This window comes from Mesorhizobium sp. M2D.F.Ca.ET.226.01.1.1, assembly GCF_004022705.2.
In the GTDB taxonomy this organism is placed as follows: Bacteria; Pseudomonadota; Alphaproteobacteria; order Rhizobiales; family Rhizobiaceae; genus Mesorhizobium.
This window is the reverse complement of record NZ_RZOY02000013.1, coordinates 83,299-109,020: the sequence shown is the minus strand read 5'-3', so window position 1 is coordinate 109,020 and position 25,722 is coordinate 83,299. Positions and strand designations below refer to the sequence as shown.

The window sequence follows — 25,722 nt, the reverse complement described above, 5'->3', positions numbered from 1 at the left end:
ACCGGAGCAACAGGTGCCACCGGCGCGACCGGTGCCACGGGTGCTACTGGCGATACGGGCGCAACCGGCGCGACGGGTGCCACCGGCGCAACCGGCGCGACGGGTGCCACCGGCGCGACAGGCGCTACGGGTGCGACTGGCGATACCGGTGCAACTGGCGATACCGGTGCAACTGGCGCTACCGGCGCGACCGGTGCCACGGGTGCGACTGGCGATACCGGAGCGACAGGTGCCACCGGCGCGACTGGTGCCACAGGTGCGACCGGCGATACCGGCGCCACAGGTGCGACCGGCGATACGGGTGCGACTGGAGCAACCGGAGCCACAGGCGCGACCGGCGATACGGGTGCCACTGGAGCAACCGGCGCCACGGGTGCGACCGGCGATACCGGAGCAACAGGTGCCACCGGCGCGACCGGTGCCACGGGTGCGACTGGCGATACCGGCGCGACGGGTGCCACCGGCGCGACAGGTGCCACGGGTGCGACCGGCGATACCGGAGCCACGGGCGCTACCGGAGCGACCGGCGCCACGGGTGCGACCGGCGATACGGGTGCAACTGGCGCCACCGGAGCAACCGGTGCCACTGGTGCTACTGGCGATACGGGCGCAACCGGCGCCACAGGTGCGACCGGAGCCACCGGTGCGACTGGTGATACGGGTGCCACTGGTGCCACCGGCGCAACCGGCGCCACAGGTGCGACTGGCGATACCGGAGCAACAGGTGCCACCGGCGCGACCGGTGCCACGGGTGCTACTGGCGATACGGGCGCAACCGGCGCGACGGGTGCCACCGGCGCAACCGGCGCGACGGGTGCCACCGGCGCGACAGGCGCTACGGGTGCGACTGGCGATACCGGTGCAACTGGCGCTACCGGCGCGACCGGTGCCACGGGTGCGACTGGCGATACCGGAGCGACAGGTGCCACCGGCGCGACTGGTGATACCGGAGCGACGGGTGCAACCGGAGCAACAGGCGCCACGGGTGCGACTGGCGACACCGGAGCCACGGGTGCAACGGGCGCGACAGGCGCTACGGGTGCGACTGGCGACACCGGAGCCACGGGCGCGACCGGCGATACCGGAGCAACAGGTGCCACCGGCGCGACAGGTGCCACCGGCGCGACTGGTGATACCGGAGCGACGGGTGCAACTGGAGCAACAGGCGCCACGGGTGCGACCGGCGACACCGGAGCCACGGGTGCAACGGGCGCGACAGGCGCTACGGGCGCGACCGGCGATACCGGAGCAACAGGTGCCACCGGCGCGACAGGTGCCACCGGCGCGACTGGTGATACCGGAGCGACGGGTGCAACTGGAGCAACAGGCGCCACGGGTGCGACCGGCGACACCGGAGCCACGGGTGCAACGGGCGCGACAGGCGCTACGGGCGCGACCGGCGATACCGGAGCAACAGGTGCCACCGGCGCGACAGGTGCCACCGGCGCGACTGGTGATACCGGAGCGACGGGTGCAACTGGAGCAACAGGCGCCACGGGTGCGACCGGCGACACCGGAGCCACGGGTGCCACCGGAGCGACCGGCGCCACGGGTGCAACCGGCGATACGGGTGCCACGGGTGCCACCGGCGCGATTGGTGATACCGGAGCGACGGGTGCAACCGGAGCAACAGGCGCCACGGGTGCGACTGGCGACACCGGAGCCACAGGTGCGACCGGCGATACCGGCGCCACAGGTGCGACCGGTGCGACCGGCGATACTGGCGCCACGGGTGCCACCGGTGCGACTGGCGATACCGGAGCGACGGGTGCCACTGGCGCAACCGGCGCCACGGGTGCGACTGGCGATACCGGCGCGACTGGTGATACCGGAGCGACGGGTGCCACCGGAGCAACTGGCGCCACGGGTGCAACCGGCGATACGGGTGCAACTGGCGCCACCGGAGCAACCGGTGCCACGGGTGCAACCGGCGATACGGGTGCAACTGGCGCCACCGGAGCAACCGGTGCCACGGGTGCTACTGGCGATACGGGCGCAACCGGCGCCACCGGAGCAACCGGTGCCACGGGTGCTACTGGCGATACGGGCGCAACCGGCGCCACAGGTGCGACCGGAGCCACCGGTGCGACTGGTGATACGGGTGCCACTGGTGCGACTGGAGCAACCGGGGCCACCGGTGCGACTGGTGATACGGGTGCCACTGGAGCCACCGGCGCCAGAGGTGCAACCGGCGCTACGGGTGCCACGGGCGCAACTGGTTCGACCGGCGCCACGGGCGCAGCTGGTGCCACTGGCAGCACTGGAGCTACCGGTTCGACCGGAGCGACTGGCGCAACGGGAGCCACCGGTGCAACCGGAGGCACCGGAGCCACAGGCGCGACCGGACCGAAGGGAGCCACGGGCGCTACCGGGGCAACCGGTGCCACCGGCGCCACGGGTGCGACCGGACCGAAGGGCGACACCGGGCCTAAGGGCGATACCGGGCCGAAGGGAGCCACGGGCGCGACCGGAGCAACCGGTGCTACGGGTGCGACCGGACCTAAGGGCGACACCGGACCGAAGGGCGCAACTGGGGCAACCGGTGCCACGGGTGCGACCGGACCGAAGGGCGACACCGGGCCTAAGGGCGATACCGGGCCGAAGGGAGCCACGGGCGCGACTGGGGCGACCGGCGCTACCGGCACCACGGGTGCGACCGGACCCAAGGGCGATACCGGGCCGAAGGGGGCCACGGGCGCGACTGGGGCGACTGGCGCAACCGGAGCCACGGGTTCGACCGGACCCAAGGGCGACACCGGGCCGAAGGGAGCCACGGGCGCAACCGGCGCAACCGGCGCCACGGGTGCCACTGGGCCTAAGGGCGATACCGGGCCAAAGGGCGCGACCGGAGACAGGGGCCCGACAGGTCCCACCGGCCCGACCGGTCCGACTGGATCCGGTGGCGGCAACCACAACTCAAGTGTTGTGACGGCCTCGACGCTGGCGACGACGTCGACCCAAAAGACGGCAAAGGTCACCACCAGTTCCCTGGGGCTCAAGGATACGACGCACTTCCTGCAGTCCGGCTCGGGCGATGGTCCCGCCGGCGGCCATGGGTCGTTCCGCCAGCTTCTCGGCCAAGTGACCGGCTCGGTGACGACCGACCTCCTGAATGTGCTCAGCACGATCTGGGGATCTGGTCAGAACCAGAATAAGTCGTCGGGCGTGAGCACCGACCTGGCCTCGGACAAGACCAAGACCGGCGCCGGCTTCGGCAACATCGACGACACGTTCAAGAAGGCTTTGAAGGATATCTTGAAACCGCATGAGTGAGGGCGAATGGCGACCGGACGGGCCTCGGTGGAAACCGGCCCAGGATTGAGAAACGGGCGTGCGGGCCTTGCGCAAAATGCAAGGTCCGCGCGTTCATCGCTCCGATTGGCGAGAGGGCTCGCCTGGCCAACCCGCTCGGAGTATAGTGCAGGCTGCCGGGGAACGCGGGTGGGGTCGGCCCGTCTCGGCAACGTCGCCCGCGTGACGGAAGTAGGGTAGATGGTTGGTGTACCTATCAACGCCGAAGGCCAGCCGGTCCTGATCAAGGCTGACACGAAAGCGGACGCGCCCGGCAAGGTTGGGCCAGACAGCGAAGCGGCACGGAGTCCTGGCGGGCCCGCCGAGTTCGATCGGCTCGCGCCGCGCTTGAAGGCGACGGTGCGCGTGGCCCGCTACCACGGTGTCGAGCTCGACCCCAACGAATTCAGGGCGGCGAGCGCCAGCCCGGTTCCGGGCGCCGCCGATCTCTCCCAGTGGGCGCAGAACGGTGGCATGTGGGCGCGCGCTGTCCGCATCCGCTGGTCGCATCTTTTGCGCTTCGAGCAGACGGGGCCGGTGGTTCTGCTGTTCAGTGACGGCGGCGCGGGCCTGCTTACAGGGGCGAGCGCCGAACGGAATATCGTTTTCCTCAAAAGTGTCGATGCGCCCGACGACGCGGAAGGCGTGCCGATTGACGAGCTTCGGCTGTTGCAGGTGTGGTCGGGTGAAGCCGTCCTCTTGCGGCCGACACGATCCTTCATCGCGGCGGATGCGCCCTTCACCTTTCACTGGCTGGTCGACCTCGTGCGGCTGGAGAGCAGGCCGCTGCGTGATATCGGAATCGCCTCGTTCACGCTCAGCATCCTGACCATCCTGCCGCCCCTCATCGTGATGACTGTGGTCAACAAGGTGCTCCAGTTCAACAGCATATCGACCCTGGTGTTGCTGACCGCCGTGATCGCCGTTGTCTTCGCTTACGAGACGCTCCTCGGCCACGCGCGGCGGCTGATCATCAATGTTGTCGGCGCCCGCCTGGACACCAAGCTGAACTTGCACGTCTTCAGCCGGCTCCTGCGCCTGCCGCTTGACTATTTCGAGCGCCATCCGGCCGGCGAAACCATGTACCACCTTGCGCAGGTCCACCGCATACGCGAGTTCCTGACTGGCAAGCTGCTCAGCACGTTTCTCGACCTGATCACGCTGTGCGTGCTCATACCCGTGATGTTCTACATAAATGCCACGCTTGCCTGGATTGTGCTTTTTTGCGCGGGGGTGATCATGGCGATCATCTTCGCCTTCCTTGCGCCGCTGCGCCGACGCTACCAGCAGGTGGTCGACGCAGAGACCTGGAAGTCGGCCGCGCTAGGCGAAACCGTCGTTGGCATCAAGACCGTCAAGGCGCTCGGTCTCGAACCGCAGCGCAAGGCGCTGTGGGACGAGCGGGTGGCGGAGGCAGGCAAGGCGCGCCTCTCCTTCGGGCAACTGGCGAATTGGCCGCAGACCCTCGTGACGCCGATAGAGCGTGTCATGGTCCTCGGCACCATGTTGATCGGCGCCTATCTCGCGATGAACGACCGATCAGGATACATGGTCGGCAGCCTCTTTGCCTTCATGATGATCGCTCAACGCGTCGCGCAACCGCTGGTCGGCCTGGCTCGGCTGGTCGAGGATTACGAAGAGGTCGGGGCCGCGATCGGCGAGGCCGCGTCGGTACTCAACCGCCCGCTGGAAAGCACGTCCACTTCCGCGGGGTTGAGGCCAAAACTCGTCGGCGAGATCAAGTTCAGCGATCTGACCTTCAGTTACATCGGCACCAAGACGCCGGCGCTCGACCGGGTCAGTTTCGACATTCCGGCAGGTACGATGTTCGGTATTGTCGGTCGCAGCGGGTCGGGAAAATCGACGATTGCGCGACTGTTGCAGGGGATCAATCGCGACTACAGCGGATTCCTCAAGCTCGATGGGGTAGACCTCAAGGAAATCAACCTTCGCCACCTTCGCCAGGGGCTGGGCGTTGTCCTTCAAGACAACTTTCTCTTCCGCGGCTCGATCAGGGACAACATTATTGCCGGACGTGCCGGCTTGACGCTTTCCGACGCCATGCGCGCAGCGCACCTCGCCGGCGCCGCCGAATTCATCGAACGCATGCCAAACGGTTACGACACCTACATCGAGGAAGGTTCGCCCAACCTGTCGGGCGGCCAAAGGCAGCGCCTGGCGATCGCCCGCGCTCTCATCCACGATCCGACCGTCCTGATACTTGACGAGGCGACCAGCGCGCTCGACCCCGAGAGCGAGGCCGTCGTCAGCGCCAATCTCATGCGCATCGCCAGTGGTCGCACGATGATCATAGTTTCGCACCGGCTGGCCTCGCTGACCGAATGTGACCAGATCCTGGTCATGGATCAGGGCAGCGTCCTCGACGTCGCACCTCATTCGGTCCTGCTGGAACGGTGCGGGGTCTACCGCCAGCTCTGGTTCCAGCAGAACCGGCATCTTGACGGCCGACATGGCCGTCTGGCGGCAGTGCCGCCTCGGCTGACTTGAGCTCGGTTGGCCATGAGCAGCACCACCTATTCCACCCTTCCTGTCCGCCGGCGCCAGACGGAGTCGCGCGATCCGACGCTGCCTGCCATTCTGGAATTCCAGTGGCCATCGACGGCCGTCGCCAATGCGCCCATTCCGCGTGTGGCGCGAAGCATCGTCTGGATCATCTTCAGCCTGGTCGTCGCGTTGGTAACAGTGGCGGCACTGATACCGGTCGATCAGGTTGTCACGACACGGGGCCTCGTGGTCTCACAGTCTCCCAACATCATCGTCCAGCCGTTGGAGACAGCGATCGTCCGCTCCATCGAGGTGCGGGAAGGACAGCGTGTGAAGGCCGGTCAGTTGCTGGCCCGGCTCGACGCCACCTTTGCCTCTGCCGATCTCGCGGCATTGGCCACCCAGGTCGCGACCCTTGAAGCCGAAGTTGCGCGCTTGAAGGCGGAGGCCGATGGAAAGCCTTTCAGCTATGACGGGCTCGACCCGAGCTGGACGCTGCAGGCCTCGATCTTCGATCGCCGCAAGGCGGTGTATGATGCCAAGCTGGAAAGCTTCGACCGGCAGAGTGACGAGCTCACGTCAGTCATCTCACGCTCCCAGTCCGATGCCGATGGCTACCGGCAGCGGTTGGCCGTCGCGGGGTCGATCGAGCAAATGCGCAAGCAGCTCGAAGCGAGACAGGTTGGAAGCCGACTCAATACGCTTCTCGCCGAGGACAACGCGGCGGAAATGTCGCGAGCACTTACCAACGCCGAGCAAACATCGGAGGCCGCCAAGCGCCAGCAGGCGGCGGTCGCGGCCGAGCGTGACGGCTACATTCAGAGCTGGCGTGCCGAGGTCTCGCAAAGTCTGTCGGAAGCCAATTCGCGCATGTCCGACGCCCGCGAACTTCTCAACAAGGCGAAGCTGCGCAAACAGTTGGTGGAACTGAGGAGCGAAGCGGACGCCACCGTTCAGTCGGTGGCCAAGGTTTCCGTGGGCTCGGTCATGCAGTCTGGGGAGCGGCTGATCACGCTGGTCCCGACCGACGCGGTGCTTGAAATCGAAACGAACATTGTCGGTCGCAGCAGCGGCTTCGTCCATGTCGGCGATCCAGTGGCCATCAAATTCGATACCTTTCCCTATTCGCAATATGGCTTGGCTCACGGAACGGTTCGCACGGTCAGCCCCGACTCCTTCTCGGCTAGGGAGCAGGCGCGCGACCCGAACAGTTCGTTGGCCATGCTGCCCGCCGATACTGAGCTGTTTTATCGCACCCAGATATCCATCGATGACATAGCCCTGCATGGCGTGCCTGCTGGCTTCGCAGTAAGCCCCGGCATGCCGGTCACCGCGGACGTTAAGGTGGGTCGACGCACGGTGCTAAAATACATCCTCGGTGCGATGCTTCCGATAGGTCAGGAAGCGATGCGGGAGCCCTAAGATGGCGATCTTGGATCGGCTGACTGGGTTGCACCCGGCGCTGGCGCTGCGCAGAGCGGTTCGGCTTGCCGAGAGTGGAAAGCTCGCAGAGGCCTTCCCCCTTATGGCGATCGCCGCTCGGGCCGGCTTCCCCGAAGCCGAGTATCGCGTCGCCCGGTCTTACCTCGAAGGTTCCGGTGTACCGCCAAGCCGATCGGAGGGCGCGCGATGGCTGCGACTGGCCGCTGATCACGGCAGTGCAGATGCACAGGCCCTTCTCGCCGCGCTTTTCGTGGCCGGTCTCGCCGCGAACGAAGACGACGCGCAAGGCAGGAGTTCGCAGCGCCTGTTCGAAAAGGAATCCCCACAGGCCCCGGACTTTGCGATGGCTCTCCACTTCGCTGGAAAAGCGGCCGAAGCAGGGTCGGCAACCGGGCAGGCGATTCTCGGCTACATCCTCAGCAAAGGTCCCCAGGCCCTGCGCGACCTCGATGCCGCGCATGGCTGGTACGAGAAATCCGCGGCGGCGGGCTGCCCGGAAGGATGCCTCGGTCTTGCCCTCTCGCTCGCCAGGCGCAGGCAGCCGGAGGACAGGGGAAGGATCGCCGCCGAGGTCCGACGCGCGGCGGACGCGGGTTTGCCGACGGCAATCTATCTTCTGGCCGCCCTTACTGAGCATGGAATGGGCGTGCCGGTCGATCTTCAGGCCGCGGCGCAACTCTACCAGCTTGCCGCGGAGAAAGGCCTCGCATCAGCTCAGCTCAGGCTCGGGCTGGCGCTGACCGAGGGCAGTCTGGGAGGTCACGACCCGATGGCTGGAGAGGCATGGATGCGTCGTGCCGCCGTGGCCGGGAACCTCGACGCCGCCTATCGCCTCGGCGAACGGTATGTAAAGGGCCCCGAACCAGACTATGCGGAGGCCGCAACGTGGTACAGGCAGGCCGCGGATGCAGGGCATCAGGCAGCCGCGCGTGCCTTGGGCTCGCTTTATCTCTCGGGAAATGGGGTGGCTCAAGACGCCGAAGAGGGAAAGCGATGGCTGCGCGCCGCCGCAAAAAGGGGCCACCGGGAATCGCAAGTCGACCTCGCGAACCTCGTTCTTGACGGTGCGGTCGGGCCTGACGACGGTGTTAATGTCGCGGGATGGTTCGAGGCGACTGCCTTGTCAGGTGACTTGATATCGGCCTTCAATCTCGGCCTCTGTTATGCGGAGGGGGTGGGTGTTGTCAAGGATCAGGAGCGAGCGGCGCATTGGATGAGACGCGCGGCCGAAGGCGTGGCGCAAGCACAGTACATGTACGCACGCATGCTTCAAGACGGGCGTGGTGTAGCCAGCGACCTTGCGCAAGCCCGCTTGTGGTTCAAGCGCGCGGCGGACGCCGGTATGGCCGACGCGCAGGCGGCTCTGGCCGAAATGCTGCTTAACGGGCGCGGCGGAGAACGGTCTCCGCTGGCCGCTGCACACCTTTTCAAACAGGCCGCCACCGCAGGTCACGTCGGCGCAATGTTCGCGATAGCTGCGCTTTACGAAACCGGGGAAGGCTTGTCTTTTGATCACAAGGCGGCGCAGAAATGGTTCGTGGCCGCCGCCGAGCGAGGTCATGGGCATGCGCAACTCATGCTGGGCCGCTATCTTTCCAAAGGCATTGCCGGCGAGCGCGACCCAGCTGCGGCTCGCATCTGGCTCGAGCGCGCGGTCGCGCAAGGTGTCCATGAAGCCGCCGATGAGCTTGCGGATCTCCAGCCGGCTTGAGGTCTTCGAACTGTCTCAAGCATTTGGCCGGCTTCGCGGTATTGCGCTGCCGTTGGAGCGGTGACGGTACTTTTCGCGACGCTGGGGTGCGCCCGCCGGACGCTGCACTTCCGCAAACGTTCGCTACCCCGGCTGACGGTCCGAAGAAGAAATGAGAGCCGAGCAATTTTGGCGATCATCAGCTTGACACTCATGGACCTTTGGTCCCGGCCCGCCCTTCCAAAAGGCGGGCCGTTCGCGTTGTGACTTGGTTTCTACCTGAGGAGGGGACCATGTCGCGAGAGTTTGGGTCGCGCTAGCCGTGTTCGAAGCGATGATCCCCGCGTATATCGTATGCTCGCTCTTGCAAAGGAAGAAGTAGCAAGACTGGCTTGGTTCGTTCGCATACTTTGCGTGATAACGATGATGGCGATATGGCTGGGAATCGAAGCGTTAGACGCTCTCCGCGCCGCCGACCGAATTGCGGGCACTTGTGATTCCTATCCAACATCTCAATCGCTGTGTCGCTAAGTATATGCGAGTGACATGCACTATTGGCCGGTTCCCGTAACCTTTTGCCGGCGAGATTTGACTGCCTCCAGCAGTTCGCGCTCGTTCGTATGAGCATTCCGAAAAATGGCCACGACCAATATCGCCAAAATTTCAGCGTTCGGGTCCAAGGGATCGAGGCGTTCATCCGCGCAGACCTGATTGAACACGCGTTCGCAAACAGCCAGATCGAGAGGGCTAAGACAGGTACGGTTGAAACGCTGACGCAGCATGTGAGCGAACCTTTTCAGGGCCCGCCGCCCGTGCTTTGCGGCGGGCTTGTATCACGAGGCATGAACGATGTTGTCTATAGCTTTCTAGCAACGTTACTCCATAGCCGGCGATTGCGTTGTCAATAATCCCAAAATCTGCGCGCACTCGCGAGACCTATATTGCCCGGCCGTCATCAGCTGGTAATAGTCTTGCCGCTTATTTTCCGGTATACGAAAGCCGCGCCGAAATTCAGCCGCCTCTTTTGGAGATCGAGTGCATCCAAGTTTGCTGGCGCTGACTTTCAAACTCGCCAGTGAGCATCCGAGCTTTGCCGCGATGTCTTTCAATGGTTCGTTATTGACGTATCCATCAAGAATTATCTTGCGGCGAGCTTCTCCTTTAACCTTTTCATTCATTTCGTGGTCTCCTCACGTCGCTTTCACGATGTCGGAATCTATAGGCACCACTCTGAAATGTGTCGTTAGCCTCGCATCCAGAAACTTATCTCAGGATGCATTTCTCGCTGTAACTCAGCGTGATCGATGATCCGGCCAACAGGCTTGCCAGATACCTGGAATACACCACATGATTGCGGGGGGCATGGGCATACCGGAATCGGATATGGCACCCCGCGCGATGGACGCTAACAAGCAGGACGAGGCGCATACGAGGCAGGCGCCGGAACGTGAGCGACGTCGTTGGCCCCGCGACGTTCAACCTGACAACGTGGCGGCTCCGCCAATCGCGCCGGCGTTGGAGCCACTGTCTTTTTCAACGCTGGACCTGGCACCGAAGGACCAATTTCCCGCTTGGCAAGCGCATGTGGCACCGCTTGTCGAGCTCAGGTTGCCGGACAACAAATCGCTGGACGATGGCTTCCCCGCCGCCCACACGGCCTGGAATCTTGGTGGCATGCTGATCGTTGAACAGCGGACGCCGGCACACAGTTATATCCGTTCCGCGGCAAAACTTCGCTCCAGTTCGATCGATCACTGGTATGCTGTCATGCCACATACTGGCCGGTCATGGACGGAGGTCGATCGCCGCGTCGCGGAGGGACAACCGGGCAAACTTGAGATAAGATCGCTGGGCTACCCGTTTCGCGGCAGGACAACGGATTCGGAAAGTCTCATTCTCTATTTGCCGCGTGATTTGTTCGCCGACACGGCGGCAACCCTCGACGCGAACAACAATTCCATTCTTTCGGGCAACTTTGCTAACCTTCTGATCGACTACATCGACAGCATCGTGACAAGACTGCGAAGCCTCACAGCGGACGACCTGCCTCGCATCGTACACGCAACACGCAGCATGATCATTGCGTGCCTCGCACCGCCGGCCGAAAACGCGGCTGCGGCCGAACAACTGGCGAGTGTCGCGCTAATGGAACGGGCGCGTCGATACGTCCAAAGCAACCTGGACACGATTCGTTTGACGCCGGATTCAATGTGCCGGGCGCTCGGGGTTTCGCGATCTCGTCTCTATCAGTTGTTCGAACCGAGCGGTGGAGTGCTCCATTACATTCAAAGTCGCCGACTTTTGGCAGCCCATGTTGCGCTCAGCGATCCGGCGGACAGCCGGCGCATCGTTCAAATTGCGGAAGCGTTCGGCTTCAGTTCAGCAGCAAATTTCAGCCGAGCATTTAGCAAGGAGTTCGGTTACAGCCCCCGCGAAGGGCGCAGGACGACAGTGTTGCCGCGTCCCGCCCACTCTGTTTCGCTTGGCGAGCATGATAAGGCCTCCTCCTTTGAAGGATGGCTCAAGGCGCTTGGAAGCTGAGCACAAGCGCCGCGCCGTTTGAGATCGGCGACATTTCATCAGAACGCCTCGCGGGGTTCTGCTAGATGCAGAGCAATCCCCTGCCGGGCAAGAGACTGCGTGGGGGGACGGCAACCAAATGGCAACAGCCCTGGGCGGAAGATGCCGCGCCGATATCGAGATATGTACGCCCGGATAAGAATTTGGATGCGCAGCTAACGACAACGCGACGTTACTCGTAGATGTTTGCGATGACTTTAGCGGGGGGCTCGGCACAGGCGGCAGGTTTCCAAGTTGGGGGGAATATCGCACCGCCTGTGCCGACCGCGCCGCCGCTATCCGTCAAAGGTGGTGGCGTAATCGAGTTAGCGTGCCAAGGCCGGGGGACGGCCGGCTGGTGTTCATTCCGCCGCAAGATGGCTTCGTGGGGGCTCGACGGCTTAGTGGGGGCTCGGCACAGGCGGCAGGTGTCCAAAGTTGGGACATCAGATCGTCTGTGCCGCTCGCGCCACTTCTGTCCGTCAAACGTGGTGGCGTATTGAGTAAGCGTGCCAATGGCCGGGGGCGACCGGCCGGTGTTCAATCCGTCGCAGAATGGCTTAGTGGGGGCTCGGCGCAGGCGGTAGGTGTCCAAGTTGGGGATACCGGATCGCCTGTGCCGCTCGCGCCACCGCTATCCGTCAAAGATGGTGGCGTTGTTGGGTAAGCGTGACAAGGTGGACGGCGAACGGCTGGCATTCATTCCGCCGCAGATGCCAACTCTTGCCAAGCAGCCGCCCGAAGATGACGGGTGGGTCCACGAGGTCAAGCTCGACGGCTACCGGACGCAGATCATCATCGATAAGGGCGGCGTGCGGCTCTACAGCAAGAATGGCCGTGACTGGACGACAAAATACTGGCCCATCGCACTGGCGGTCGACCTGCCCTGCCGGGCTGCCATTCTCGACGGTGAGATGATTGTGTCAGGCGAGCGGGGCACGCCCGATTCCGCTGCGCTGGAAGCCGCGGTCTGGAATGAGCCGAGCGAACTGGTGTTCGTCGCGTTCGATCTCCTTCATCTCGACGGTCGCAATCTTACCCCCCTACCTTTGTTGCAGCGCAAGCACGCCCTGCGGCGACTGGTTGAACCCGGCCTTGGCAAGATCCAATACAGCGAGCATTTTGAGCGCGGCGCGCTGGCGAACTTTGGCGTCATCGAGAAGACAGGGCCTGGCGGCATTATCTCGAAGCGTTCCGACAGCCCCTACAGGAGCGGACTGTCGAAAACATGGCTAAAGACCGAATATTTGTGAAAGCCGGTCTTGAATTGCCAGGACAGCCCCGCACAGCGAACGCCGCTCCCCGGGGCTCCAACAGTTCGAATCACCTGCGGTGATATTTTACCATTAGCTAATTTACGTTTTGTTAATGAAATAACGTGTTCAGCGTGTGGATAACGTGCCGTCAATAGCAATGGAGCATGAATTTGCGATGTGGCGCACGCGGCGCTTGTTAAACCGCCGAGTTGAAAGTTTGCCAAGCTTGTTACTTATGTTATTTCTAATCTGGGGGACGCTAATTTACACCGCCTATGGAGGTGGCTTTTGCGCCCAGAGGCATCAGGCGTCGGCACAGAGAATGAGAAGTCTTCCTCGATCGATGTTTCACGTGCCGGCGAAGCGCTTCTCGCTGACCTGTTGGCGAATACGACCGAACTTTTGTCGCTCTATGATCGCGACTTTCGGCTAACGCACTACGCAGCCAGGCTCAAAGGCCTGTACGGAGGCGCGGTGGCGCCTGGCGCCGCCATTTGGGAGATCTACCCGAGCTTCCTCGATACAAGGTGCCGTGACGAATTTCTTCGGGTATTTCAGGGCGGCCCTGCGGCAAGCATCGACTTGCCGCGATCATCGGGCGAAGCGCCTAGGTCCGTTTTCGTCTTCGGCACCGCAGATGGTGTCGGAATCATCGAATCACAGGGGCAGGGAGGGCGCAGCGCGGCAGAGGAGCAGGAGCATGTAATTCTGCTCCATCAGGCGACCCACGACGTGCTGACCGGACTGCAGAATCGACGGCAATTCGGAGAGCGACTGCAGGAAGCGCTGGCGGCAATCGGCGGCCCAAAACCGAAAGCCGCCCTGCTCCAGATCGACCTTGACGATTTCAAGTCGGTCAACGACACGCTCGGCCATGGAGCAGGCGACACGCTTCTGCAGCTCGCGGCAGGTCGAATCCGCGACGCGCTGCAGGATGGCGAATCTGCATACCGGTATGCCGGCGACGAGTTCGCTGTCATCCAATTGGGCAAGGAGCAGCCGGTGGAAGCCGAGCGCCTCGCTGGATCCCTGGTCAATGCCTTCAAGGACCCGTTCGTCATCAACGGCATTCCCGTTTTCGTCGGTTCAAGTATCGGAATAGCTTTCGGGCCGGAGCACGGGACCGACGGCGAGCAGTTGATGAAAGCCGCCGACATCGCTCTTTATGCAGCCAAGACGGATGGACGCGGCTGCGCCCGAACGTTCAATCGCTCGATGCTGCTCTTGCTCGAGCAACGCGAGAATCTGCGGCGCAGCCTTCGAACCGCGCTGGAGCGCGGCGAGCTCTATATTGAGTATCAGCCGCTCATCCGGCCTCCTTCATCGGTGACCGGTTTTGAAGCGCTGCTGCGTTGGCGACACCCCGAGATCGGCATCATCCCGCCCGGTGTGTTCATTCCGATCGCCGAAGCCGACGGTCTGATGGACGAGATTGGACGATGGGTGCTCGAGCAAGCCTGCCGTCAGGCATTGACGTGGCCTTCCTCGCTGACAGTCGCAGTCAACCTGTCTCCGGCTCAGTTTCTGAGTGGTTCGTTGACAGATACGGTCGCTCAGATCATCGACGCAGTGGGAATTCGAGCTGAAAGACTTGAACTTGAGATAACCGAAAATGTTCTTCTTGAGAAGACAATAGATAATATAGATACATTAAATACCTTGAATGTCTTGGGAATAAGAATCTCTCTTGACGATTTTGGGACATACTACTCATCGTTGAGCTACCTTAAGAACTTTCCATTCGACACCTTGAAGATAGATCAATACTTCATCGCGGACTTAGAAACCGATCTCAAGAGCCAAACGATCGTGCAATCGATCATCAATCTGGCGCACGGCCTGGGTATAAGCGTCACCGCCGAAGGGGTCGAGACGACGGCACAGGCACGGTGGCTGGTCAAGGAGAATTGCGATTGCCTGCAGGGCAATTTCCTGGGACGGCCGCTTGGAGCCGAGGCAACCAGCGATTTCATCAGGCGGTCGCCATCAAAGGAGGTGCGAGCGATGGAGGAATCAAATCGGGCGCTTTAGCCCTGCACTCTTTGTGGAGGGTTGAAAAACGATCGAACTGGATAACCGCGCAATGCGGAAAACTCATCACGAGGCGGTTAGATTTCCGTCTCGGAGGTCAGGAGGATGCTGATGGGATCTGTTCATCACGAACCGGCTGGCGAGCCGACTTTTGAGGCGATGATCCAGATCGACATGGAGATCAAAACTTTTGTCTCCGCTTGGAAACACTGCGACTATGTCTCGACATACATGGCGCGGATGATCAGTCAAAACAGATCAGACTCGGTCCGACATTCGAATCTGTTTTCCTCTGCCTTCAACGAATTGCTGGAGGTCGCTTTTCGTACGCGCCATACTGACGGCGAACTGGCATGCAGGGTGTCTCGCCATGGCGCGACGGATAGAATCGAGCTGACATTTCCTTGCGTGCCGGAGGAACGCCAGTTCTACCAGGAGGCCGTGTCGCAAGTCGCCGGATTTGAGGCCAGGGAGCGATATCTTAATTCCGTATCTGGAGATCTGGCGCCCAGCCGGGAGGTGGTACTTCTGGAACTGGCTGTCGACTACAACGCGACACTCAGGGTCGAGGAAGCCGAAGGCGATGCGGTCAAGCTTGTCGTGGATCTTCCACTTGAGGGCCTGCAGCATTGAGCCCTTACAACCTTCTCCCGCGCTTCAAGGCCCAATACGACGCGAACAACCAGGAGTTCTCGATATCTGGGGTGGTCCGGCCGCAGGCGATCGATGAGCTTGGGCCCAGCCTGGCATTGCTACGCGATGCGATCGGCCGTGTACGCGGCGTTCTCTATGTCAATGTCAGGCGCCTGACGCAGATGAATAACGCTGCATTCCACGCCTTTTCGAGGATCATTATTGACGCCTGTCGCGCTCGACCCGATCTCAGATTTGTCGTCATCACATCAAGCGTCGTCGGATGGACCTCAAGAAAATTCGGTCGCTTGAGCGGAATCGAACCGAACATCACGGTCGAGGAGTATGACAGCGAATTCTATCCAGGGCAGGGCTTCCTCGAGGAAGGCGGGTTCGTTCCAATCCTGCGCACACAGACAAAGATGACCTGGCGCCACGAGCGTACAATCTTGCCGCGACACGGCATGAGGCCCGGGATCGTTATGGCCGACATCTGTTGCGGGCTCGGCGATTTCGTCGTGCTCGTGCAGAAAGAGTTCCAGCCATCGCGGATCGTCGCCCTCGACCACTCCATATCAAGCCTGGACTACGCGCGACGAGTGATGCGCGAGTTCGATATCCGGGGCATCGAATATACTTATGGCGATGCGTCGGAAATGCTGCTCGACGAAGCGCAGTTCGACTTGGTCACCTGCCGACATTCGCTTCAAATCTTCAATCGACCGGAACTCATCCTCAAGGAACTCTACCGCATATGCAAGCCAGGCGGGCGGGTCTACATCACCAACGAGAAGAATTCGCATTGCCTCGGCGAGCCGCGCGCAGAAAGCATTCGTTGGACATACAATGAAGTGGCGAAGCTGTTCGCGCATTTCGAGATGGACGTCGAGCTCGGGCCTAAGAGTCGGCGGTACCTGATTGAAGCCGGATTCGAAGACATACGTGTCGAGACCTTCATGGTCACCAACCTGGACGGAGATCCGCAGGACTTCGCCGATGTCATTGTGGCTTGGGCGGATGTCTATGCGGGCGATATGGCCACCAGACGCGGCGATGGGCCGGAGTTCATTGCACGATTCCGGCAGGGCTTTCAGGATCACATTTTCGCTGCGCTGCACCCCAAGGGTTATGCGGGTTGGCCGATCTGGGTCGCATCGGGGCGGCGGCCTCAATGAAAGCCGACGATCAGCCTAAACCGCGCTTCGGCCTGCGCTCCTTTCGAGCAAAATTCGTATTGGTCGTTGGCGGCGCGGTGCTGTTCGACCTCTTGCTGAGCGGTGGTCTGGCGCTTTGGAACGTTCAAAAGCTGTCGCGCGACGCCACATCGGAAGTCGGTGAGGGCCTGACCACCGCAAACCAGGAATACATTCGCTCGTATGCCGACTCGACAGCGTTAAGTGTCGACCTCCTGCTCGATCGAGTTCATGGGGACGTGAAGGCGCTGGCTGGCGTTCTGCAGGCACAGATCAACGATCCGAGCAGGCAGCAACAGGTTGGAGCAACCCTTTCGCATCAAGCGCCGGGGTCGGTGAAGGTCGTCTATGACGCGCAGGGCGATTGGGCGCAGAACCTGCCGGGCACGCCTTCCGTGATAAGCGTCTGGGGCTACCTGCTGGGCGCTGACCACACTCCGCTGCCCAGCGTTCAGCGGGAAATAGAAGACAGTACCGTGATCGATCTCGTCGCGCCGACCCTCATGGCCAGCGGATCGCCAAAACTCCAGATGTACTATATTGGTCCAAAGGAACGGCCGATCTTCAGGACGGTACCCTATACGGACCAGGCGCAGACCTTCGACCGACTCTATCCGGGTCACAACAAGGCGGAGTTCTGGGAGTTCTTCTTTCCGGGGATATATGGGTCATGGCAGCAATGGGCCAGGGATCCGGCCTTGCGTCCGGTCGCCGACGACATCACTCAGACAGCGCCTTACACCGATGCGATCACGGGAAAGCTGATCGTCAGCTTTTTCCACCCGCTGTGGACGCGCGATCGCTCCGGTATCGCCGGTGTAGCGGGTGCAGACATCACTCTCGATCAGCTCGCGGAAGTCGTCGAGCGCGTGAAGATCGCCGAAACCGGGTTCGGCTTCCTCACCATGTCGACCGGCAATGTGGTGGCGATCAATCCATCGGGCCAGGCGATCATCGGCCTGACTTCATCCAATGATGCGGGCACGCAAGGCGTCACCGGTCTGGAAAGGTCGTTGCGGGGAAGTACGCAGCCGGCCATCGCGTCGCTGCCACTCGACCAGAACAATGACGGTGTCATTCAGCATATCATGCTCGAGAACAAGGGCGAACGCGTGCCCTACATAGTGGTCCTCAAGAGATTGAAGCCGACCAACCTGTGGAGTTCGGGACCGGTCAAGTCCGAAGCGATGTCGGTCGGAATCGTCGTTCCCGAACGCGAGATCTATGCGTCTTTGTTCGCCGCGCAGAAGAGTATCTCCCTCGCGACCAATCGTATCCTGCTCTTTCAGATCGGCGCCATCGTCGTTTCGCTTCTGATTGTTTTTGCGGCAGTGCTCGGGATCTCGAAGCGGATCACGGCCGGCCTCAGGGCGCTTGCCAGCGCCGCCCAGAGGCTCCAGTCCAAAGACTATTCCGTGCGCGTGAGCATTCCAACGCGCGACGAGGTTGGAGCGGTAGGCGTCGCCTTCAACCGAATGGCCGAGCAGATCAGCTTTCACACGGAAAACCTCGAGCAACTCGTCGACGAACGAACCAGGGAGCTCGGTGACGCAAATCAGGAGATTTCCGCGCTCAACGAAAAGCTGCGGGATGAGAACATCCGGCTCGGCGCCGAGCTTGCGGTTGCCAGGCACATCCAGATGATGGTTCTGCCGAAACCGTTCGAACTCGAAGCGATTCCGGGGCTTGAGATCGCGGCCTATATGCGGCCGGCCGACGAGGTCGGTGGCGACTACTACGACGTTCTGCAGAACGGATCGCGGGTGAAGATCGGCATCGGCGACGTGACAGGTCACGGTCTCGAGAGCGGCGTGCTGATGCTGATGGTTCAGTCGGTTGCGCGCGCGCTGCAGGAGACCAACGAAGGGAATCCGCATCAGTTTCTCGATCGGCTGAACAGGGCAATCTACAAGAACATCGAGCGGACGAGCACCGGCAAGCATCTCACGCTGGCCTTTCTTGACTTTGAGGATGAGCGGGTAACGCTATCCGGCCAGCATGAGGACGTTCTCGTCATGCGCGCGGGCGGGGAAGTCGAACGCATCGATACGCTTGATCTGGGTCTGCCGGTTGGTCTGGAGAATGACATCTCGCCGTTCATTGACACGCGTGATATCGCGTTCGGGAGCGGTGACGTGATCGTTCTGCACACCGACGGCGTGACCGAGGCGGAAGATGAAGACAAGAGACTGTTCGGGTTCGAGCGCCTCTGCGAGAGCGTCCAAAAACGTCATGGCAGGAGCGCCGAGGACATCAAGACCGGGATCATCGATGATCTGATGACCCATATCGGTATCCAGAAGATCCACGACGACATCACCCTCGTGATCATAAGGCATACATGAGATGACAGCGCTGTTCGGTACCCCTGACATTGCAATCGGGATGAAGGAGAATGTCAGTCGCCTGCGGCTGTTCGACGGACCTCTCGACTTGAGTTGGCGCCATTGTGCCACGACCTCGGACTTCATTGCCGATCTTTTCGCGTTGCGCTTTCAGTCGTCCCGCAATGACTACATGGAAGTGCGACATAGCATCGGATATCTGGTCAACGAGCTCATCGAAAATGCGGTCAAGTTTCGCGCACCGGGTGAGATCGTGATCGAGGCGTCTATGGATTCGGAGTGCTTCAAGCTCAAGGTGTCGAACGACGTCGACGGTGAGAACGCGTCTGAGTTCCAAAGTCTCCTGGCGGACATCACGGTTGGCGACCCCAAAGACCTGCTGATACAGCGAATTGAAGCGAACGCCGCGAATCCTGACGTGGCGCGGTCCGGACTGGGGTTGCTGACGTTGATGAGCGACTATGGCGCACGCTTGGCCTGGATATTCAGCTCCGCCGATGAAAGAGATCGGATTTGCCTGGAGACGTATGCCTCCATTCCGATATCGCAAACGCACAACTAGATGAAACGAAGCCAAGCAATGGAAATCAAGACGGACGACTACCGGGTGTGGATTGAGGGAAGCAATATTTTTTTCGACGGTGCAATGCGGCTTGCCAGTTCAGAGGCAGGTGCGCCCGTCATGGCTTTGGCGAACAGTATCCTTGCCTCAAATCCTTCAACTATTACCCTCGATTTGAAGGACCTTCATTTTCTCAACTCTTCCGGCATCAATCTGCTGGCGAAATTTACCATCGAGGTGCGCAAGCATCCCGATGTTCGTCTCGTCGTGCGCGGAACGCCCGACATACCCTGGCAATCGAAATCATTGCCGAATCTGAAGAAGCTGCATCCCGCCCTGGTGCTTTTGATGAACTAATCGGCCTGTCAGAACGTCAATGAGGCGGCGACGGACTGCGGCCGACGTATACTGTTGGGGAATGGATACTTGAAAACGTCGGCCGCCGGCACTTGGCCGGGGCGCGCCACTAGAGGCGCATACCCAGATTCAGGCGTGATTGGATCGCCTTCAATCAGTGTGCTGGTGAACAAGCGGTTACTTTCCACAGGCTTGTGAGCAAGGGGGCGCTCGAACGGTCGAGCCTCATGTCAGCCCACAAATTCTCTCGGCGACCACAACATAACTGTTGTCTGTCAATAGCCCGCAAGGCAGTTCGGTGAAGTCGATTCAAGAAGCTCGGCCAGGCACTCGTCGACCGCATTTCTCTGATACGGAATGGAGGCTTTGCGCCTCGTTCCCGGAAAGACGTCAGCCGGCGACTTTTGGGTAATCTGATGGAGGCTGACCGGCGGCACCAAGGTCAATCTCATCCCTTCCACATTGTTGAGCGAAGAAGAGCCTGCAGATGGTCTGGCAGGTCGAGTTCGCCGCGCGCCTCGATCTCCAATAGATATCGGGCCTTGCCCCAGCGACTACCCTCCGTGATCGCAGGGTACGCGCAGATGGCGAGCAGTGCCTTTTCCTCTGCTTGGCTAGCTCTGTCGCAGTCGCGGCTGCTTCCGCCCATGTCGTGGACGGACTTGATGAACTCCGCGTATGCTGTCTTGTGCGCCTCAATCAATGCACGCAATTCGATGGACGGCTCTTGGTCTCGGCTTGGCAGCTCTGTGGCGAGAGCCGCCGCCGAAACCGTCGACGCGACGACAGCGCTGCTGGAGTGAAAGAGCAGGGCACGGCGATTGATCCTGGACGTGTGAACTCTCCTCTTAAATTGTGGCAGGCAAGGTCGGTTGTCGCAGAAACCACCGCACAGTACCACGAAGCTTCGCGCAAAACTGTCAGGATGCATGGCCGTCACAGCGCGCCGCCAATCTCATTAGGTGATGTGGCAGGCTATGCTGGTCTTCCTCCCTCGTCACCGAAAGCCGACCGGGCGGGCCGAACGGTTGACGATCGGCAGGTGTCACAACTTTCCTACTCCGTTGTGCTGGCTTTTTTCCTGCGCCAGTTGGTGTGCGACTGCGCGACGGCCAGTTTCAACTCAGGTGTGATCTCCAAGGGCGCATTCTCTGCCCCATGTGGGCTCTGCAGTCCCTCGACGTGGACGGTCGGGAATGGCAGTTCGATGCCCTGCTCCTTGAAGGCCTGGCGGAGGCGTAAAACATTGCGAAGGCACCTCCCGGTCTCTGGTTCTGGACGGCTCCGAGTTCACCGAACGGTATTGTGAACAGCGGGCCACGATTCGCGGGCCTATTCGGACGATACGAAAGACATCTGACTTTAGCTCGCGAAAGACTCCATAAAATCAACGGTCTGAATACGTCTGCTTTGCGCTGCAGGGCCGTCATTCGTACGGCTCCGGTTCACCAAAGCCACAAGCCGTAACAAGAGCGACGCCAATCGGCGCATTTGTTGCTGGTCCAAGAGGCGAACAAGGGACGGACGAATTGGCAGCAGGCCAAGAGGATTCCGCCTTGCGGGCCTGGTATTTGTCTGACATAATTTACCATCTCCTAATTTTGTAGCGGGTAATTGGGGTTTAGAGATGGCGAAGGAATCTTCGAGTGCCGCTTCTTCAGCAAATAAAGCGGATACAAATCTGATAGGTAATTCAGAGGGAAACGGGCTGAACTTCATGGCCTCCCAGGCTCGCGAGGGCGGGCCAGGCGGTGACGCTCCAGGTGTCGACAAGATACGCGATCTTTTGTTCGGCAATCAGATGCAGGACTATGATCGCCGCTTCTCCAAACTTGAGGAACGGTTCTTGCAGCGATTCAAGGATGTCGAATCCGAAACCAAGCGCAATCTTGAAACCTACGAGTCGAATGCCAAGAAGCAGGTCGACTCGCTGGCGACGCAGTTGCGCAACGAAAAGGACGCGCGCGCCGAGGCCGACAAGGAGATTGACCGCAATCTTCGCGATCAAAACCAGGCGCTCGAAAAGCAGGTGCGCGCCTTGTCGGATCAATTGAGCGAGCTCGAGCGCGAATTCGCGGATCGCATGAGCAGAAGCGACCATTTGCTGCGCGAGGAAATCAAGCAGAAGAACGAAAGCGCTCAAATGCTGATGGAGAAGATCTTTTCCGATCTCAGCAACGTCAAGACCGACCGGAATCTTCTGGCCGGCCTGTTCGTCGAGGTCGCGAAATGTCTCAACCAGGATCCCGTCGGCAGCAAGGGCAATTCGGAGCGTGGCTGGAAAGTGAGTTGATCGGAACTTGACGTCGAGCGTCGAACCAATCAGCCTATCTCAAAGACAAGCTTCGAACGATACCGGTATTGATCGCGAGGCTTTGGCCCGCCTTTTGGTGGAAATTGCCCGGAACGTCGATCCGGACAACCATGCCCTTTACGAAGGCGTTCCAGCCGCCGACCATCGGCTGGAAAGGCTCCGCCAGTTGCTCGTCGGCGGCGAGATCTCGGAGCTGTCACGCGTTACCCACCTGCTCGACGAACCCGAGCAGCTTGCCACCGCGGTGGGCAACGTTCTGCCCGAAGCAACCGCGCGCGCCTCGCATACGCAACTCGGCGAGGCCCTTGCCCCGGCCGTCGAGAGGGCCGCGCAGCGGTCCATCCAAAAGAACCCGAACACGCTGACGGATATATTGTATCCGGTGTTTCTGCCGGCCATTCGCAAGTCGATCGGCGAAAAGATCGACCAGACCTTCCAGTCGCTGAACGAGTCTCTAAGGCATATATTCACATGGCACGGGTTGAAGTGGAGGTTTGAAGCCTGGCGAACGGGGACAAGCTTCTCGGCAGTTGTTCTCAAGCATTCTCTTATCTATCGCGTGGAACATGTCTTTCTCATCAGTCGCGCTTCCGGGCTCCTGATTGCGCATGTAACTTCCCAAGATGCAACCAGCGAAGACCCTCAACTCATTTCCTCGATGCTGAGCGCGATCCAGGATTTTGTGAAGGACTCTTTCAAAGAGAAGGAAAATAGCGGCCTCGACACTATCCGGTTCGGGGAACTTCGCCTCTGGTCGGAAGTCGGACAGTTTGCGACCCTGGTTGCGGTGATCCGGGGAAATCCTCCGGAGGAACTGCATGAAGTCATCCGCGATGTACTGCTTCGCATCCATCAAGAATCCTCGCGGGCCCTGGAGCGGTTCGACGGCGACAGTTCCCAGTTGCCCGGCGTGGAGACGCAGTTGCAGACCTGCGTCGAGCTGCAGCACATGGATTCGAAAGAGGGATTTCCGTGGCTGGTGGTGACGGTGGCCCTGCTGGCTTTGATCGTGGCGGGCGGCTGGTTCTTTCTGTCCTGGCAATCCGCACACCGCTGGCAGACCTACTTGTCGCGGCTGGCAGCCCAGCCGGGCATCGTCGTTTCGGACCAAAAAATCCGTGGCGGCGACTTCTATGTCGCCGGCCTGAGAGACCCGCTCGCTACGGACCCGCAGTCGCTGCTGCCTGGAACGGAGGTCGATCCCGCCCGCGTTCATTCAAACTGGCAGTTCTATCAGAGCTTCGAGCCGCAATTCGTGCTGAAGCGGCTGTCGGCGTCGCTGGCGCCGCCGGATTCGGTACGACTCTCAGTCGTCGATGGTCGCATCGTCGCCGAAGGTGAGGCGACAACCACGTGGATCAACCGGGCGCGGGCCGCTGCCCAGCAGCTTTCGGCAGGCGGCCCGGTCTTCGACATCTCCGGGGTCCGCGATGTGAGCGCCGAGGAGCGCTGGCAGGCCTATGTGTCGCGACTGGAGACCCTGCCTGGCATCATCGTCGCCGATCAGAATGTGCGCGACGGACAATTCTACATTTCCGGCCTGAGGGACCCGCTTGCCGCGGACCCGCAGTCGCTGCTGGCCGGAGACCAGGTCGATCCCGCGCGTGTTCATGCAAGCTGGCAATACTACCAGAGCCTTGAGCCGCAGTTCGTGCTGAAGCGGCTGACGGCGTCGCTTGCGCCGCCGGATTCGGTACGGCTCTCGGTCGTCAACGATCGCATCGTTGCCGCGGGTGAGGCCACCACCGCGTGGATCAACCGGGCGCGCGCGGCCGCCCAGCAGCTTTCAGCCGGCGGCCCGGTCTTCGACATCTCCGGGGTCCGTGATGTGAGCCCCGAGGAGCATTGGCAGGCCTATGTGTCGCGACTGGAGATGCAGCCCGGCATCATCGTCGCCCAACAGAATGTGCGCGACGGCCAATTCTATATTACCGGCCTGAGAGACCCGCTCGCCGTCGACCCGCAGTCGCTGCTGTCGGGGACGCAGGTCGATCCGGCGCGTGTTCATGCAAGCTGGCAATTCTATCAGAGCCTCGAGCCGGCGTTCGTGCTGAAGCGGCTGACGGCGTCGCTGTATCCGATGGATAAAGTGCGACTTTCGATCGTCAATGGCCGCATCGTTGCCGAGGGTGAGGCTCCCGACACCTGGATAGATCGGGCGCGCGCAGCGGCAAGACAGCTTTCAGAAGGCGGGCCGGAGTTCGACATCTCCAAGGTTCGTGATGTGAGCCCCGATGCACGTGCGGCGGAGCATTGGCAGTATTATGTGTCGCGACTTGAGGCCCAACCGGGAATCGTCGTCGCTCAACAAACGGCGAGGGGCGGACAATTCTACATTTCCGGTCTGAGAGACCCTCTTGCCGCCGACCCGCAAGCTCTGCTGTCCGGAACGCAGGTCGATCCCGCCCGCGTTCATTCACAGTGGCAATTCTATCAGAGTCTTGATCCGAAGTTCGTGGTGAAGCGGCTGACGGCGTCGCTGTCCCCGCCGAAATCGGTTCGGCTTTCGATCATCCAGGGTCGCATCGTTGTCGTGGGCGAGGCACCTGCCGGCTGGATCAGCCGGGCGCAGGCCACCGCCGACCAACTTTCGGCGGACGGAGTGGTTCTGGATGTCTCGCAGCTGCGCGAGCTGAACCTTGCAGAGCTTAATCAGCTGAGAGAGGCCATCCAGACGACCGATATTTACTTCTCTTCCGGTAGAGTTGTTCCGGGGCCGGAGCAGACGCCGGTGCTTGACAGATTGGCTGATCAGTTGAAGGAATTCGCCGAAAATGCCCGCAAGGCAGGCGTGACAGCACGGTTCATGCTGACCGGCCATTCGGACATAACAGGCCGTGAGACGGCCAATGCGTCGATCAGCGCCGCCCGCGCCGAGACAGTTCGCGCGCTTCTCAACAAGCGCGGCGTCGCTCCGGAACTGCTGCAGGTTCGGGGCGCCGGCACCTTTGAGCCGGCGGTGCCCGAAAATGAAAATAGCCTAACTGGGAACTCCACCAATCGCCGGGTTTCGGTTACGGTGAACCTGGAGTAGTGCGGAGCCCAGGATGCTGCAAAAAAAGATCTGCATGTTGGGCGGGTTCGCCGTCGGCAAGACGAGCCTCGTGCGCAGGTTTGTCCATAGCATCTTCTCGGAAAACTACCTGACCACGGTCGGCGTCAAGATCGACAAGAAAAGCGTCGCGTTTCCGGACAAGACCGTGGACCTGATCTTGTGGGACCTGGCCGGCGAAGACGACATCGGCTCGTTCCGCGTCAGCTATGTGCGAGGCGCGACCGGGCTCGTGCTTGTCGTCGATGGAACCCGGCCAGCCACTCTTGCCGTGGCGCTCACGCTGCGCGAACGGTGCGAGGCCGAATTCGGCGCCATGCCGTGCATATTGCTGTTCAACAAATCGGATCTGACCGATCGGTGGGCAATATCGGAGGGCGAGATCGACGAACTCAAGCAACGTGGATGGCAGATCTATCTGACGAGCGCGCTTTCGGGCGAACATGTCGACGATGCGTTTCGTCAGCTTGCTTCGATGGTCGCCAAGTAGA

General features: G+C 61.2%; 19 protein-coding genes. 15 read left to right on the top strand and 4 right to left on the bottom strand.

Annotation, left to right across the window (positions count from 1 at the left end; translation table 11 throughout):
* Positions 1-506 (bottom strand): hypothetical protein (locus EN869_RS35210; protein WP_245515536.1); only part of this gene is annotated, 506 nt, incomplete at its 3' end.
* A gap of 2,419 nt (positions 507-2,925) precedes the next feature.
* Between EN869_RS35210 and EN869_RS35200 the strand changes: the two genes are divergently transcribed.
* The 4 genes from EN869_RS35200 to EN869_RS26775 all read left to right on the top strand — a co-directional run bounded on the left by EN869_RS35200 (position 2,926) and on the right by EN869_RS26775 (position 8,950).
* Positions 2,926-3,273 carry a hypothetical protein gene (locus tag EN869_RS35200; protein ID WP_245489303.1) on the top strand — a complete coding sequence of 116 codons (348 nt, stop codon included), beginning with the start codon at positions 2,926-2,928 and terminating at the stop codon, positions 3,271-3,273.
* A 219-nt stretch (positions 3,274-3,492) separates the two neighbouring features.
* A complete protein-coding gene (locus EN869_RS26785; protein WP_127229910.1) occupies positions 3,493-5,799 on the top strand; it encodes a peptidase domain-containing ABC transporter in 2,307 nt (768 codons plus the stop codon).
* Positions 5,800-5,811: 12 nt separating this feature from the next.
* Complete coding sequence (locus tag EN869_RS26780; RefSeq protein ID WP_127229911.1) at positions 5,812-7,218, top strand: HlyD family type I secretion periplasmic adaptor subunit; 1,407 nt, start codon at positions 5,812-5,814, stop codon at positions 7,216-7,218.
* 1 nt (position 7,219) lies between these two features.
* The gene (locus tag EN869_RS26775) at positions 7,220-8,950 is read left to right on the top strand and encodes an SEL1-like repeat protein (protein ID WP_127229912.1); all 1,731 of its coding nucleotides are present in this window, start codon (positions 7,220-7,222) and stop codon (positions 8,948-8,950) included.
* Between the two features lie 530 nt (positions 8,951-9,480).
* On the opposite strand, the gene EN869_RS26770 is transcribed toward EN869_RS26775, so the two are convergent.
* Together EN869_RS26770 and EN869_RS26765 are read right to left on the bottom strand one after the other, a co-directional pair.
* Entirely contained in the window at positions 9,481-9,711 is a 231-nt protein-coding gene (locus tag EN869_RS26770) for a hypothetical protein (RefSeq protein WP_127229913.1), read from the bottom strand.
* A gap of 93 nt (positions 9,712-9,804) precedes the next feature.
* On the bottom strand, positions 9,805-10,107 hold the full coding sequence (locus EN869_RS26765; protein ID WP_127229914.1) for a hypothetical protein: 303 nt from the start codon (positions 10,105-10,107) through the stop codon (positions 9,805-9,807).
* 169 nt (positions 10,108-10,276) lie between these two features.
* On the opposite strand from EN869_RS26765, the gene EN869_RS26760 reads away from it, so the two are divergent.
* The 8 genes from EN869_RS26760 (at position 10,277) to EN869_RS26725 (ending at position 19,865) form a co-directional block, all read left to right on the top strand.
* Positions 10,277-11,470: an AraC family transcriptional regulator gene (locus EN869_RS26760; protein WP_245489304.1), complete on the top strand. Its 1,194-nt coding sequence runs from the start codon at positions 10,277-10,279 to the stop codon at positions 11,468-11,470.
* A 605-nt stretch (positions 11,471-12,075) separates the two neighbouring features.
* A complete protein-coding gene (locus EN869_RS26755; protein ID WP_245489305.1) occupies positions 12,076-12,741 on the top strand; it encodes an RNA ligase family protein in 666 nt (221 codons plus the stop codon).
* Between the two features lie 342 nt (positions 12,742-13,083).
* The gene (locus EN869_RS26750) at positions 13,084-14,775 is read left to right on the top strand and encodes a bifunctional diguanylate cyclase/phosphodiesterase (RefSeq protein ID WP_127229983.1); all 1,692 of its coding nucleotides are present in this window, start codon (positions 13,084-13,086) and stop codon (positions 14,773-14,775) included.
* A gap of 111 nt (positions 14,776-14,886) precedes the next feature.
* Complete coding sequence (locus EN869_RS26745; protein ID WP_127229984.1) at positions 14,887-15,408, top strand: ubiquinone biosynthesis methyltransferase UbiE; 522 nt, start codon at positions 14,887-14,889, stop codon at positions 15,406-15,408.
* Complete coding sequence (locus tag EN869_RS26740; protein ID WP_127229915.1) at positions 15,405-16,583, top strand: class I SAM-dependent methyltransferase; 1,179 nt, start codon at positions 15,405-15,407, stop codon at positions 16,581-16,583. The genes EN869_RS26745 and EN869_RS26740 overlap by 4 nt, the downstream gene beginning before the upstream one ends.
* Positions 16,580-18,946 (top strand): SpoIIE family protein phosphatase, encoded by a 2,367-nt coding sequence (locus EN869_RS26735; protein WP_127229916.1) that lies wholly within the window; start codon positions 16,580-16,582, stop codon positions 18,944-18,946. The genes EN869_RS26740 and EN869_RS26735 overlap by 4 nt, the downstream gene beginning before the upstream one ends.
* A 1-nt stretch (position 18,947) precedes the next feature.
* Positions 18,948-19,508, top strand: a complete 561-nt coding sequence (locus EN869_RS26730) for an ATP-binding protein (protein WP_167498707.1) — start codon at positions 18,948-18,950, stop codon at positions 19,506-19,508.
* A gap of 18 nt (positions 19,509-19,526) precedes the next feature.
* The gene (locus EN869_RS26725; RefSeq protein WP_127229917.1) at positions 19,527-19,865 is read left to right on the top strand and encodes a hypothetical protein; all 339 of its coding nucleotides are present in this window, start codon (positions 19,527-19,529) and stop codon (positions 19,863-19,865) included.
* 448 nt (positions 19,866-20,313) lie between these two features.
* Here the strand turns inward: EN869_RS26725 and EN869_RS26720 are convergent, their stop codons facing one another.
* Positions 20,314-20,796 carry a hypothetical protein gene (locus tag EN869_RS26720; RefSeq protein ID WP_245489344.1) on the bottom strand — a complete coding sequence of 161 codons (483 nt, stop codon included), beginning with the start codon at positions 20,794-20,796 and terminating at the stop codon, positions 20,314-20,316.
* A gap of 696 nt (positions 20,797-21,492) precedes the next feature.
* On the opposite strand from EN869_RS26720, the gene EN869_RS26715 reads away from it, so the two are divergent.
* Genes EN869_RS26715 through EN869_RS26705 form a run of 3 tightly spaced genes read left to right on the top strand, consistent with a single transcriptional unit; the run spans position 21,493 to position 25,721 of the window.
* A complete protein-coding gene (locus tag EN869_RS26715) occupies positions 21,493-22,158 on the top strand; it encodes a hypothetical protein (protein WP_127229918.1) in 666 nt (221 codons plus the stop codon).
* 7 nt (positions 22,159-22,165) lie between these two features.
* Entirely contained in the window at positions 22,166-25,213 is a 3,048-nt protein-coding gene (locus EN869_RS26710) for an OmpA family protein (RefSeq protein WP_127229919.1), read from the top strand.
* Between the two features lie 13 nt (positions 25,214-25,226).
* Positions 25,227-25,721 carry a Rab family GTPase gene (locus EN869_RS26705; protein WP_127229920.1) on the top strand — a complete coding sequence of 165 codons (495 nt, stop codon included), beginning with the start codon at positions 25,227-25,229 and terminating at the stop codon, positions 25,719-25,721.
* Position 25,722: the final 1 nt, after the last annotated feature.

Excerpts from the sequence above, each read along its gene's own strand:
- EN869_RS26785 (WP_127229910.1), top strand. The coding sequence starts at position 3,493 with ATGGTTGGTGTACCTATCAACGCCGAAGGCCAGCCGGTCCTGATCAAG.
- EN869_RS26780 (WP_127229911.1), top strand. The coding sequence starts at position 5,812 with ATGAGCAGCACCACCTATTCCACCCTTCCTGTCCGCCGGCGCCAGACG.
- EN869_RS26775 (WP_127229912.1), top strand. The coding sequence starts at position 7,220 with ATGGCGATCTTGGATCGGCTGACTGGGTTGCACCCGGCGCTGGCGCTG.
- EN869_RS26770 (WP_127229913.1), bottom strand. The coding sequence starts at position 9,711 with ATGCTGCGTCAGCGTTTCAACCGTACCTGTCTTAGCCCTCTCGATCTG.
- EN869_RS26765 (WP_127229914.1), bottom strand. The coding sequence starts at position 10,107 with ATGAATGAAAAGGTTAAAGGAGAAGCTCGCCGCAAGATAATTCTTGAT.
- EN869_RS26760 (WP_245489304.1), top strand. The coding sequence starts at position 10,277 with ATGATTGCGGGGGGCATGGGCATACCGGAATCGGATATGGCACCCCGC.
- EN869_RS26745 (WP_127229984.1), top strand. The coding sequence starts at position 14,887 with ATGGGATCTGTTCATCACGAACCGGCTGGCGAGCCGACTTTTGAGGCG.
- EN869_RS26735 (WP_127229916.1), top strand. The coding sequence starts at position 16,580 with ATGAAAGCCGACGATCAGCCTAAACCGCGCTTCGGCCTGCGCTCCTTT.
- EN869_RS26730 (WP_167498707.1), top strand. The coding sequence starts at position 18,948 with ATGACAGCGCTGTTCGGTACCCCTGACATTGCAATCGGGATGAAGGAG.
- EN869_RS26725 (WP_127229917.1), top strand. The coding sequence starts at position 19,527 with ATGGAAATCAAGACGGACGACTACCGGGTGTGGATTGAGGGAAGCAAT.
- EN869_RS26720 (WP_245489344.1), bottom strand. The coding sequence starts at position 20,796 with ATGCATCCTGACAGTTTTGCGCGAAGCTTCGTGGTACTGTGCGGTGGT.
- EN869_RS26715 (WP_127229918.1), top strand. The coding sequence starts at position 21,493 with ATGGCGAAGGAATCTTCGAGTGCCGCTTCTTCAGCAAATAAAGCGGAT.
- EN869_RS26705 (WP_127229920.1), top strand. The coding sequence starts at position 25,227 with ATGCTGCAAAAAAAGATCTGCATGTTGGGCGGGTTCGCCGTCGGCAAG.